Genomic DNA, 13,240 nt, shown 5'->3' on the forward strand with positions numbered 1-13,240 from the left:
CGTTTTCCTTTTTATTTCAATGATTTTTTCATTTTTTTTCCTAAAGTTCTTCCTACTGATTCATAGGCTGCGGCAATTCTGCCATATTCCATTACAAACTGATCATTATGAACAAACCTATCAAACTTGTTAAGTGCTACTTCTGCTAAAACAACTGAAGGATTATTGGTTTCAACCAATTTTATAGTTCCACTTATTTCTGCTGTCATTGCCGTCAATCCTGCATGCCAACCCGGGAACACCCATTTTGTATCTAAAAGCAGCGTATATTTTGCAGCATTATCCTTTTTAAAGGAAATTTCTTTGTAGGTTTTATTTAAACCATTTGCAAAATATTGAACATACTCTTCTTTTTTATACTTCTCCCATTCTGCAATCCATGTTTTCCATGCTTCTTCACCTCGTTTAGGGTTTTCCAACACTTGTTTTTTTCTGTTTTCCAGGTATTGAGTTTCTGTAATATTTTCCTTCATAAATAATACATTCTCAAATTGAACTTCTACATTCACTTCAGTCTGATCTTTTAAAACCTCAAAATTTCCAGAGACTACGCTCATTCTCTCCTGTCCAAATGCTACTGTTGTTACCATAATGGTAAGCATCAGCAGAAATAATCTTTTCATAATTTTATAGTTAAGCGGCAAAGATATTAGAAAAAATGACTTTTTTGATCTGTATTTTTAATTTAATCTATCTAAGATCAATAAAAGTAATTGGCTTTCTGCTATTGGGATTAAAAACAGTTTTAGACAGAATATCAAAATCAATGATTTCAATTTTAGGGCTTACTCTTAATTTGGCACGGAAATGATCTCTTACTTCATTTACAAAGTTTTCATTTTCCTGATCTGTACTTAATTTGATGATAATTTCATCCAACCCGATCTCATTAGCCTGGATCACGATCTGATAACACAGAATATTATTAAAATCATTCAGAATATCGTTCATTGCAGGTGGATACAGCGTTGTGCCCTTATATTTGATCATTTGCTGTTTTCTTCCGATGACAGGCCCCAATCTCATTGTATTCCTTCCACATTGACAAGGTTCATAATGGGCTTTTACAATATCTCCGGTTTTAAACCTCAACAAAGGAATTGCTTCTACACCCAGAGTTGTAATGGTAAGTTCACCACTTTCACCTTCTTTAACAAGGTTTCCTTCATCATCAAGAATTTCTGTGATGATAAGTTCAGGATGTTGATGACCTCCAATCTGGTACTCGCATTCTGTAAAAGCTGTACTCATTTCTGTAGAAGCATACGTGGAAAATAGTTTTATATCCCATTTTTCTTTAATCTTCTGCGAAAGGATATTATCCGTAAAATCCTGATTTTTAATACTCTCCCCTATACATACCGCTCCATAAACACTTGAATTTTTATAATCCAGGCCATGTTTTTCGGCATAATCTATCATTTTCAATAAAAATGAAGGAACTGTAATCAGGTATTTCGGTTTATATCTGAAAATAGAATCCCATTGTAGCTCAGGAATTCCAGGTCCCATTCGCACAACACTTGCCCCCATTTTCCTTAATCCTAAGAAATAGGCAAGTCCCGCCATGAAACGTTTATCAATCGTTGTAATCATTTGCACCACATCCCCTTTCTGAATTCCTGCACAGGCAAAAGATATAGCTTCATTGTAAGCCAGCCTTTCAAGGTCTCTATCAGATAAGCCAAAGGTTACCGGATCTCCTAACGTTCCGGAAGTTGTACTATAGTCTACAATTTTATCCGGAGTAATACAGAAAAAGTCATGATTATTTTGCTGAAGATCATTTTTTGTTGTGGTAGGAATCTTCTGAAGATCCTCCAATGTACGGATCTCTGCAATATTGATATTATTTTCTGTAAACAGTCTCTGATAAAAAGGTGAATTTCCTTCAAGATAAGCCAGAAGCTGCTGAAGTTTTTCTTCCTGAAACGCCTTGATTTCCTGAGTACTTGATTTTTCGATGAGCGGATGAAATTCCAATGATTTTAATTTTTAAAGGACAAATTTATTTAAAATTAAAGGATTGAAACAGTAAAAGATCAAAAGATTATGCCTTCCCCAGTCATTTACCTTTGAAATGTAAAATTTTGTGTATTGGCATTTCCTGCGCTGTTAATGGTAGTCACTTTTAAAGTATGCGAACCTGAACCTTTTGGACATCTTTCGTCAAAAATATAGACAAAATCATTTTTTACACGGGCGAACCGCAGCCATTTCCCATCAAGTTCCGCTCTGAATGAAACAATATCACCCACTTTTGTGCTTCCTTTTAATCGTAAAGAACCACCACTTACAATAGCTCCGTCTTTCCAGTTTGAAGAAACTGATGGTAAGCTGTTATCCAATATCAATTCTGCAGTACCCAATCTGTTGAATTGTGCTTCTGCCTGATCTCCATTCCATTTTGCTTTTACGGCATCTTTATCACTTCCGTAATTAAATAAAACTACTACTTTATCTTTTTCTTCCTTGGAAAGTTTTCTGTTAGGTTTAATTTTTACAGTATAATAATCCTGAACCGGAAGATATGGATTCTGTAAAACGATTGTGTTGGAAACAGCATTACCATCACTACTGCTTTTTTCATACATACTGAAATTTACAGCATCATATAATGCATTTTTACTGAAACTGATTTCCGCATTTTCAGTAGTAAGCGTTTTTCCTTCGTTGGGTAAAATTGTTTTCCCTGAAGAAGTAATTCCACTCCCAACATTACTCAGCTGAACTTTTGTGGTTAGCCGACTGGTATTGCCTTTTACATCTTTTAAAACAATTTCAATCGTATGAATATTCTCATCCTGAAGATTGATAATTCCCGACAGGTTGGGCGTGCTGTAGTTTTGCAGCTTCATCCCCGGTAATGCAGACAAATGCTGAATTCCTACTTTATCCCTGCTGAACTTGGTGTAATCTATACAGCCGTTCAGATAGCGGGTGTCGTCATAGCTTACTTTATCAATACTGAAACCGTAGATTAACTTTCCATCCATTAATAATTCGGCTTTATAAATTCCCAGATTAAAACCCTGGTTGGCTTTATCTACAGCTTTAATTCCAAAGCTTATCATCGGAGAATTCACTCTTACAACATCTGCAGTGTAAGTATTTCCTACTTTTTTAACAGGAATTCCGTTTGCTCCAGGCTCATAGGTACTGAATCTGCGATCATACCAATACAGTCCACTGATAATAGGTGATACAGAGTCGGGAATATTAAATCCAAACAGCAGAGGATTAAGACATTCTTCGGTTTTGGTATCTCTTATCTCAAAATGTAAGTGAGGACCTGCTGAGCCTCCGGTATTTCCGCTTAAAGCAATGAGCTGACCTTTTGTAACCGGAAATTGTCCTGGTTGAAATGTGATATCCTGTTCCCATTTTTCGTCTTTATATTGCTTCTCCTTTACATATTCGTCAAGCTTATCAAAATATTTATTCAAGTGAGCATACACGGTAGTAAAGCCATTGGGATGTGTAATGTATACTGCATTTCCGAAACCATAACGTTCCACTTTTATTCTACTTACATACCCATCAGCTGCAGCCAATACCGATAAATTTTCCTGGCTGTTCGTCCTTAGATCCAATCCCATGTGAAAATGATTGGTTCGTACTGCTCCGAAATTGGCAGCCAGTTGCATAGGAATATTCAGTGGATTGCGGAAATAGTTTTGAGGGTAATTTTGAGCCTGTGTGATGATTGTATGGATAAAACAAATAGCAACCATCAGTTTGGGAAAGATTTTCATACAGCATTTGGGTTTAGTTCTACTTAAATATACGAGATTTCAAGCAATGATCGTGCTATAGTGCTCTAACTTGGTTTATTTTCCCACAGATGACGTGGATTTTCACAGATGATGATCGTCAATCTGCGAAATCTGCCTGATTTGCGAGAGATTATATTTAGATTTTGGCTAAAGCCAATGGATCGTGTTTTATTTTTTTCGCGGGCTAAAGCCCGCTTCTATTGAATAAAAACAACTTCAAAACCTGCATAAAAACAAAGCTGAAAATCCGCTTATTTACCATTCATCATTCACTTTTTATCCCTCTTTTCATTTATATTTCTGAGATTGAAGTTTTTAATAGAAATTACCTACAGAAAACATATCTTATAAACCGACAAAATTCACTAAATTTGCAGACTTAATTAATCAACGAATTGAGATATTTACAATGAGCCAATTTAAAGAATACAAAAGCCTCAACCTTATTGACGTAGCAGAGAATGTAGCGGAATTTTGGAAACAAAATAAAACTTTCAATAAAAGTGTTGAGATTCGTCAGGGAAATCCTGAGTTTGTTTTTTATGAAGGTCCGCCTTCAGCAAACGGTATGCCTGGAATTCACCACGTAATGGCAAGAGCATTGAAGGATATTTTCTGCCGTTACCAGACTCAAAACGGAAAGCAGGTTTTCCGTAAAGCTGGCTGGGATACGCATGGTCTTCCTGTGGAACTGGGTGTAGAAAAAGAATTAGGAATTACAAAAGAAGATATTGGCAAAAAAATCTCTATTGAAGATTATAATAAAGCTTGTCGTGAAGCTGTAATGCGTTATACCGATGTATGGAATAACCTTACAGAGAAAATCGGATATTGGGTAGACCTTGATGATCCGTACATTACGTACAAGTCGAAATATATGGAAACTGTTTGGTGGTTGTTGAAGCAGTTATACGACAAAAGTTTGTTGTATAAAGGATACACAATCCAACCTTACTCTCCAAAAGCAGGAACAGGGCTTTCTTCTCACGAACTAAACCAGCCTGGAACGTATCGTGATGTTTCAGATACTACGGTTGTAGCTCAGTTTAAAGTAAAGAAAGATTCATCTGCTTTGTTCAACGATGTTGATGGAGATGTACACATCCTTGCATGGACGACTACTCCTTGGACGTTGCCATCCAACACCGCATTAACAGTTGGTAGAGATATTGAATATGTTGTTGTTAAAACATTCAACCAATATACATTTGAGCCGGTAACCGTTGTATTATCCAGCGTTCTTTTACCTAAAGTATTCGGTAAGAAATATGCTGAAGGTACAGACGAAGATTTTGCCAACTATACTCCGGAAACGAAAGTAATTCCTTTCAGAATTTTAAAAGAGTTCACCGGAGAAAAGCTTGTGGATACAAGATACGAGCAATTAGTTCCTTGGTTTACGCCAAACGATAACCCTGAAAATGCTTTCAGAGTAATCTTAGGTGATTTCGTAACCACTGAGGATGGTACAGGTATCGTACACACCGCTCCTACTTTTGGTGCTGATGATGCGAGAGTTGCTAAAATGGCTCAGCCGGAGATCCCGCCGATGTTGGTAAAGGATGACAATGACAATCTTGTTCCATTGGTAGATTTACAGGGTAAATTTATCCAGGGCGAGAATGTTCCTGAAGTTTTCTCAGGAAAATATATCAAAAATGAATATTACGATGAAGGAACTGCCCCTGAGAAATCTTGGGACGTAGAATTGGCGATCTTGTTAAAAACAGAGAACAAAGCCTTCAAAGTAGAGAAATATGTTCACTCCTATCCACACTGCTGGAGAACTGACAAGCCGGTATTGTACTATCCGTTGGATTCATGGTTTGTGAAGATGACCGCTGTAAAAGACAGATTGGTTAACCTGAACAAAGAAATCAACTGGAAACCCAAAGCTACCGGAGAAGGACGTTTTGCTAACTGGTTAGAAAATGTAAACGACTGGAACTTATCCCGTTCAAGATACTGGGGGATTCCATTGCCAATCTGGAGAACAGATGACCTGAAAGAAGAAAAGATCATCGGTTCTGTAGAAGAACTTTATAATGAGATTGAAAAATCAATTGCTGCAGGATTTATGACTGAAAACCCATTCAAAGGTTTTGAAGTTGGAAATATGTCTGAATCTAATTATGAATTGGTTGATCTTCATAAAAATGTAGTGGATAAAGTAGTATTGGTTTCCGATTCAGGAAAAGCAATGAAACGTGAAAGCGACTTGATCGACGTTTGGTTTGATTCAGGTTCTATGCCATATGCACAGTTGCACTATCCTTTCGAGAATAAAGAATTGATAGATAATAACAAAGCTTTCCCTGCTGATTTCATCGCAGAAGGTGTTGACCAGACTCGTGGATGGTTCTATACGCTTCATGCGATCGGAACTGCTGTTTTTGACTCTGTTGCTTATAAAAATGTAATGAGTAACGGTCTTGTTCTGGATAAAAACGGACAGAAAATGTCAAAACGTTTAGGAAATGCGGTAGATCCGTTTGAAACACTTGCTGTATACGGACCGGATGCTACGCGTTGGTACATGATCTCCAATGCAAACCCTTGGGAAAACCTGAAGTTTGATATTGAAGGAATCGACGAAGTAAGAAGAAAGTTCTTCGGAACGCTTTACAATACGTATTCATTCTTTGCTTTATATGCGAATGTTGATGGATTCAACTATTCAGAAAAAGAAGTGGAAAACCGTCCTGAAATCGACAGATGGATTCTTTCTGAATTGAACTTATTGATCAAGGAAGTAAAAGCATTCTATGAAGATTACGAACCAACAAGAGTAGCAAGAGCCATCAGCACATTTGTAAATGATAACTTGAGTAACTGGTATGTAAGATTGTGTAGAAGACGTTTCTGGAAAGGAGATTATTCTGATGATAAAATCTCTGCTTACCAGACTTTATATACTTGTCTTGAGGTAGTAGCTAAATTATCGGCTCCTATTGCTCCGTTCTTCATGGATCAGTTATATCAGGATTTAAATAAAGTAACAGGAAAAGAAAACTGTGAATCTGTACACTTAACAGACTTCCCGGTTGCAAATGAGAGCTTAATTGATCAGGATCTGGTTGAAAAAACTCACTTAGCTCAGAACATCACAAGTATGGTTTTCTCTTTAAGAAAGAAAGAGAATGTGAAAGTTCGCCAGCCTTTACAGAAAGTATTGATTCCTGTATTGGATGCTAAAACAGAAGAGCAGATTCTTGCTGTGGCAGATCTTATCAAACAGGAAGTAAACGTAAAAGAATTACAGTTAATTAATGCTGAAGAAGCATCACATTTAATTGTAAAGCAGATAAAACCAAACTTCAAAGCTCTTGGTCCTAAATTAGGAAAAGACATGAAGGTAGTTGGTGCTGAGATTGCTAATCTTACCACAGAACAGATTGCCGCTCTTGAAAAAACAGGAAAACTTGATGTTCAGGGCTATGAGATCACACTTGACGATGTGGAAATCTCTACAAAAGACATCCCTGGATGGACTGTAACTTCCGATGGTAAAACAACTGTGGCATTAGATTTGACGTTAACCGATGAGTTAAAATCTGAAGGAATCGCAAGGGAATTCATCAACAGAATTCAGAACCTGAGAAAAGAGAAAGATTTCGAGCTTACAGACAGGATCAATATCTTCATTGAAGACAACTCACCATTCATTGAAGATATTAAGAAAAATGAGGAATATATTTCTTCTGAAGTCTTGTCAAATAAAATAGAAATTGTATCTTCACTTTTAAATTTTAACGAAATCGAAATAGATGAGGTTAATTTTAAGATAAATATCGAAAAAAATTAACATGTAGTTATTGTATTTCAAATTCCATTTCATAATTTTATTAAAAAAGAGAAAGAATATGTCAGACGAAAGAGTTAGATACAGCGATGCTGATTTACAGGAATTTAGAGCGATCATAAAAGAAAAAATAGAAAAGGCAGAGAAAGATCTTCAGCTTATCAGAGAAAGTTTCATCAATGACCAGAATAACGGAACTGATGATACTTCACCTACATTCAAAGCATTTGAGGAAGGTGCAGAAACTTTGAGCAAAGAGCAGAACTCTATTCTTGCAGGAAGACAGGAAAAATTCGTCCGTGATCTGAAGAATGCTTTAATCAGAATCGAAAACAAGACTTACGGTGTTTGTAGAGTAACAGGGAAATTAATTCCTAAGGAAAGACTTTTAGCCGTTCCTCATGCTACCTTAAGCATCGAAGCGAAAAACATGCAAAAATAGCCGTAAGGTTTGTAAAATAATATTGGGTTTATATTGTATCTCCGGATACTTTATAAACCTAATTTTTAATGTATACCTATGAGCGAAGTGTTGATTTTGATAATCATTGTGACAGCAGTGCTTGCTTTTTTCAACAGAGAATGGATCAAAAACAGATTCTTTCCTAAAAAGCATACTAACTACACCATTGATGACCAGTTTAATTCTGATAAACGCGAGAGGGAAAAAGAAATAGACAGATTGTTGAGTAAAATAGGCAAAAACGGAATCAATGACCTTTCCGCAAAAGACCGGAAAAGACTTGATGAATTGTCTAAAATGTAAAATTTAAATACTAAGAAATGGAATCAATCATAGTACATCCTAAAAATTCTATGGAACTAAGCGCATTAAAAAGCGTTTTGAAAGAAATGAACATTAAATTTGAGAAAGCTCATGTGAAAAGTTCATATAACGGACAAAAAGTGGTTAAAAAAGCGAGCGATAATAAAAATGTAAAACCAGCTGCAAAACCTTCAAAACCTAAAGGACAGTAATGAAAAAGATCTTAGCTATCACATTTTTGGTATTATTGATAGACCAGGCTTCAAAAATTTACATTAAAACCCATTTTGAACTGAATGAAAGCGTTCCCGTTATAGAAGGATTCTTTAATAAAACCTTTGTTGAAAACCCAGGAATGGCTTACGGATTTCATTTCGGTGGAATTATTGGAAAATATTTCCTTGTTATTCTAAGAGTTTTCCTGATCGGAGGAATGGTTTATATGTTTAAAAAATGGCTGAAAGAAGGAGCATCCAATTATCTTTTAGTTCCAATGGCCATCATCTTTGCAGGCGCTATCGGAAACCTTATTGATGGCATGTTCTACGGAATGATCTTTGACAGCGGAACGGTATATGACGCCAGCACTGACCGATGGATTGGCTATGGCGGAGTTTCCAAGTTTGTTCCTTTTGGACATGGGTATTCTACTTTTATGAAAGGATGTGTTGTGGATATGCTTCATTTCCCGATTGTAGACTGGTATGTACCTGACAGCTGGCCTATCATAGGCGGAAAACATATTGAATTCTTTAAATATATTTTCAATGTTGCTGATTCAGCGATTACTGTAGGTGCAGCTTTCTTATTAATCTTCAGAAAAAAAGCTTTCCCTAACGGACTTGAATTCTAACAGATGTATTTCTAATGAGAAAAACAATCAAAAATATTTTTAAATTTTTCCTGCTTCTTCTGGTTGCAGGAATTATTTTTATTACCTGGGCAAATTACAGCATTAAAAAGGAAAGTGCAGCATTTGTATCTTACCATATTGCTGATGTGCCGGAAGCAAAAACAGCCTTACTCCTGGGAACAGGAAAAACATTAAGCAACGGAATGCCAAATGCCTATTTCTACAACAGGATCAAAGCAGCTACAGATTTATATAAAAGCGGAAAAGTTCAATATATCATTGTAAGTGGCGACAACAGCAGCAAAGACTATAATGAACCGGAAGATATGCAGTTCGCATTGGTTCAACAAGGCATTCCACAGGACAAAATTATCCTGGACCATGCAGGATTTCGTACCTTGGATTCTGTTGTGAGAGCGAAGGATATTTTCGGGCAAACTAAGCTTACTATTATTTCTCAGAAGTTCCACAATGAAAGAGCAGTCTTCCTTGCTCAGAAAAACGGAATACAGGCCTTCGGATATAATGCAGAAGATGTGAATAAATATGCAGGGTTAAAGACCAATTTAAGGGAATATCTAGCCAAAGCGAAGGTATATTGGGATCTGATTTTTGGAGTGGAACCTAAATTCGGTGGTGAGAAGATTGTCATTCCTTAATATTTTTAACCACAGATTGCTCAGATTTTCACAGATAATTATGGATAAAATCTGCTAAATCTGTTTAATCTGCAAGAGATTATATTTTAAGTTTTGGCTAAAGCCAATGAAATTATTCCTTTTATTATAAGGCGGGCTAAAGCCCACCTTTATTGATGTTGATATGAGCACAGGAAATGAATTGTAGATATTTAAGGAGTAAATCTTTTGATCTTTTCATTCATTATTCCCTTTAAACCTCGTAAATTTGCAATTCATTAATTTTTAAATATAAATTTTAAACAAATGTCAAGAATTCTTACCGGCATTCAAGCCACCGGAACACCCCATCTTGGAAATTTATTAGGGGCTATTATTCCTGCTATCGAACTTTCTAAGCAGGAAGGAAATGAATCATTTTTATTTATTGCGAATCTTCATACGCTTACCCAGATTAAAGATGCGCAAACTTTAAGACAGAATACCTACGAGATTGCTGCGGCTTGGCTTGCTTGTGGATTAGATACCGAAAAAACATTTTTCTACAGACAAAGTGATATCGCTGAAACCTGTGAACTATCTTGGCATTTATCATGTTTTTTTCCTTATCAAAGATTAACATTGGCGCATTCATTTAAGGATAAGGCGGACAGACTTCAGGATGTAAATGCAGGTCTGTTTACTTACCCAATTCTAATGGCTGCTGATATTCTATTATATGATGCAGAGATTGTTCCTGTGGGGAAAGATCAGCTTCAGCATCTGGAAATTGCAAGAGACGTTGCTTCAAGATTCAACAATCAGATGGGTGAAGTTTTTGTATTGCCGCAATCTGAACTTCAGGAAGACACCAAATATGTTCCTGGAACAGACGGGCAAAAAATGTCTAAATCCAGAGGAAATATCATCAATATCTTCTTACCAGAGAAAGAATTAAAGAAACAGGTAATGAGCATTGAGTCTGATTCCAAGTCTTTAGAAGAGCCTAAAGATCCTGAAACAGATAAGACATTCCAGATTTATGAATTGATTGCTACGCCTGAGCAGACTGAGGAATTGAGAGCTAAATATCTGGCAGGCAACTTCGGATACGGCCATGCTAAAAAGGATCTGTTAGACCTTATTTTAGTTCGTTTTGAGAAAGAAAGAGAGATCTTTAATTATTATATGAACAATCTAGATGAACTGGAAGCTAAGCTTCAGGAAGGTGCTGCAAAAACAAGACCTGTTGCGCTGGAAACACTAAAAAGAGTAAGAACAAGCTTAGGATATTAATTCTAAACTTGAGATATAAGAAAACCGGCTGGCTCAGAATTGAGCCAGCCGGTTTTTTATGATATTTTATTTTTGGTAAGAATGAAATAATGCATCTGATCTTCAAACTCATAAGTGATGTCCCAGCCCGGATATTGCTTGATGATCGTTTTAATAATAGATAATCCTAAACCTGTAGAAGTATGGTCCGAACTCTGCTTATAAAAACGGTTAAAAATTCTGGATTTGTCCAACGGAATCTGGGCTCCGCTATTTTGAAAGATAATTCTGTTGTTTTCAATAAAAATATTCAGAGTTCCTTCCTCGTTATTGTATTTAATGGCATTTTTAAGCAGATTAGACAATAAAATATCTGCAAGATCCGGGCTAAATCCGACTCTAAAAATCCCTTTTTCAATAATATTAACCTCTACGTTTTTAAAGGCAATAAAATCTTCATAATTCTGTACAAGATTATTAACCATGGCATTGAAATCAACCTCTGAGATTGTATTAAACTGGCTGTTTTCAATCTTAGAAAGCATTAACAGTGATTTATTCAATCCAACCATTCTTCTCAGGTCGTTTTTAACTTCCGTAAGAAAAGTCAGGTTCTTCCTATCAAGATTCTCATTCTGAATCAGAAGATCTATTTTATTAATAACGATTGCCAACGGTGTCTGAAGCTCATGAGAAGCATTTTCGATAAACTGTTTCTGCTGGTAGAAAACAAGTTCATTACGGTCAATCATCTCATTAATTTCAATATTCAGCTCTTCAAATTCTTTAATGGAATAACTCTGCTCTGTTTGCGAAAAAGGAATTCCAAACTGATATTTTTTCAACTTATCAAGAATCTGATAGAATGGCCGCATTGCTTTGTTCAAAAGATAACCATTAACTGCAACTATGCTTATTACCAAAAGAATATAAAGAACAATCAAAGCTGTGGTAAGGTCATAAATTAACTCATCTTCTTCCACTGTTGAGGTTCTGATGACAAGTCTCTGATGGTTTTTATACTGGTCTATAAAATCGGCTTCCAATACACGGTAAGGCTGGTCTTTATCGTCATACTCCATATAATACATCTTATTATAGAGCCTGCTTTTGTTTTTGTATTCTGCCGCAGTGATTGGTATAATCTTAAATTCATTGAATCCGAAATCATTATTCTTCAGCAGCTGAGGATTAAGATAGACCGCTTTGATAATCTGTATTTTCCTGTCTTTCAATCCATCATCTACATTATCATGAACCTCATCCAGAATATAAGCGTAAAAAAGCCCGGCCCAGACTGCTATAATCAGCAGCAGGATCATGATCAGGTATTTTATCGTGTAATATTTTAATGAAACCTTCATCAGACGAATTTATATCCTATTCCGTATACAGCCTGAAAATCAGCTTCTGCATTGAGCATTTTCAGCTTTTTACGAAGATTTTTAATTTGTGAATAAATAAAATCAAGACTGTCTGCCTGATCGATATAATCTCCCCAGATGGCTTCTGCAAGGGTGGTTTTCTGCAATGTTTTTTCCGGATGAATCACAAAGTAGTACAAAAGATCATATTCTTTACGGTTAAGCACCAGTTCTTCATTTCCAACCTTTACAATTCTACTTTCAGGATCAATACTGATGTTTTTATATCTGATGATATTCTCTCCATCCTGATTTTTCCTTCTTATCACAGACCGGATTCTTGCCATCAGTTCTGCAAGGTGAAATGGTTTCGCCAGATAATCATCAGCGCCTATTTCAAGCCCTGTTACCTTATCATCCACTGAATCTTTGGCAGAAAGAATGATTACAGGATCTTTTTTATGCATTTTTTTAATTTCCCGCAAAAGTTCTATCCCATTACCATCTGGCAGCATAATATCCAGAAGAATACAGTCATATTCATAGGAAATAATCTTTTCCAGCCCGGCATTGTAATTTTCTGCATATTCTACAATGAAATGTTCTGCTTCCAGAAACTTCTGTACAGTATCCCTTAAATCCGGTTCATCTTCTACTATTAAAATCTTCATAGGCTCTACTGCTTGGATAACTTAATCAAATATATAAAATTACAAAGGAATAATAAGGGAAATTATAGGAACCAAGGGTTAATCAATATCCAAATAAGGTCAGAATAAGAACCATT

At 36.0% G+C, this 13,240-nt stretch carries 12 protein-coding genes; 7 read left to right on the forward strand and 5 right to left on the reverse strand.

What is annotated here, in order from left to right:
• Positions 1–11: 11 nt before the first annotated feature.
• The 3 genes from BBH99_RS14390 to BBH99_RS22990 all read right to left on the reverse strand — a co-directional run bounded on the left by BBH99_RS14390 (position 12) and on the right by BBH99_RS22990 (position 3,755).
• Entirely contained in the window at positions 12–623 is a 612-nt protein-coding gene (locus BBH99_RS14390) for a hypothetical protein (protein ID WP_066697028.1), read from the reverse strand.
• Between the two features lie 67 nt (positions 624–690).
• Positions 691–1,983 (reverse strand): phenylacetate--CoA ligase family protein, encoded by a 1,293-nt coding sequence (locus BBH99_RS14395; protein ID WP_066697030.1) that lies wholly within the window; start codon positions 1,981–1,983, stop codon positions 691–693.
• An 86-nt stretch (positions 1,984–2,069) separates the two neighbouring features.
• Positions 2,070–3,755, reverse strand: coding sequence for a M23 family metallopeptidase (locus BBH99_RS22990; protein ID WP_066697032.1), 1,686 nt, complete (start codon positions 3,753–3,755; stop codon positions 2,070–2,072).
• 430 nt (positions 3,756–4,185) lie between these two features.
• Here BBH99_RS22990 and ileS point away from each other — a divergent pair, with 430 nt between their 5' ends.
• From ileS to trpS, 7 genes are all read left to right on the forward strand, one after another.
• Positions 4,186–7,581 carry an isoleucine--tRNA ligase gene (gene ileS / locus BBH99_RS14405; protein ID WP_066697034.1) on the forward strand — a complete coding sequence of 1,132 codons (3,396 nt, stop codon included), beginning with the start codon at positions 4,186–4,188 and terminating at the stop codon, positions 7,579–7,581.
• 58 nt (positions 7,582–7,639) lie between these two features.
• Positions 7,640–8,020 (forward strand): TraR/DksA family transcriptional regulator, encoded by a 381-nt coding sequence (locus BBH99_RS14410; protein WP_045501318.1) that lies wholly within the window; start codon positions 7,640–7,642, stop codon positions 8,018–8,020.
• 78 nt (positions 8,021–8,098) lie between these two features.
• The gene (locus tag BBH99_RS14415) at positions 8,099–8,344 is read left to right on the forward strand and encodes a DUF6576 domain-containing protein (protein WP_066697036.1); all 246 of its coding nucleotides are present in this window, start codon (positions 8,099–8,101) and stop codon (positions 8,342–8,344) included.
• A 17-nt stretch (positions 8,345–8,361) separates the two neighbouring features.
• Entirely contained in the window at positions 8,362–8,556 is a 195-nt protein-coding gene (locus tag BBH99_RS14420; RefSeq protein ID WP_065396454.1) for a DUF2683 family protein, read from the forward strand.
• Positions 8,556–9,197, forward strand: a complete 642-nt coding sequence (locus tag BBH99_RS14425) for a lipoprotein signal peptidase (RefSeq protein WP_066697038.1) — start codon at positions 8,556–8,558, stop codon at positions 9,195–9,197. Before BBH99_RS14420 ends, BBH99_RS14425 begins: the two co-directional genes overlap by 1 nt.
• Before the next feature lie 14 nt (positions 9,198–9,211).
• Positions 9,212–9,856, forward strand: coding sequence for a SanA/YdcF family protein (locus BBH99_RS14430; RefSeq protein WP_066697040.1), 645 nt, complete (start codon positions 9,212–9,214; stop codon positions 9,854–9,856).
• Between the two features lie 285 nt (positions 9,857–10,141).
• Positions 10,142–11,110, forward strand: a complete 969-nt coding sequence (trpS, locus tag BBH99_RS14435) for a tryptophan--tRNA ligase (protein WP_066697041.1) — start codon at positions 10,142–10,144, stop codon at positions 11,108–11,110.
• Between the two features lie 56 nt (positions 11,111–11,166).
• Here trpS and BBH99_RS14440 read toward each other — a convergent pair whose 3' ends face one another.
• On the reverse strand, positions 11,167–12,453 hold the full coding sequence (locus tag BBH99_RS14440) for a sensor histidine kinase (RefSeq protein WP_066697043.1): 1,287 nt from the start codon (positions 12,451–12,453) through the stop codon (positions 11,167–11,169).
• A complete protein-coding gene (locus BBH99_RS14445) occupies positions 12,453–13,124 on the reverse strand; it encodes a response regulator transcription factor (RefSeq protein ID WP_066697045.1) in 672 nt (223 codons plus the stop codon). Before BBH99_RS14445 ends, BBH99_RS14440 begins: the two co-directional genes overlap by 1 nt.
• Positions 13,125–13,240: the final 116 nt, after the last annotated feature.

It is taken from the genome of Chryseobacterium contaminans, assembly GCF_001684955.1.
Classification (GTDB): Bacteria; Bacteroidota; Bacteroidia; order Flavobacteriales; family Weeksellaceae; genus Chryseobacterium; species Chryseobacterium contaminans.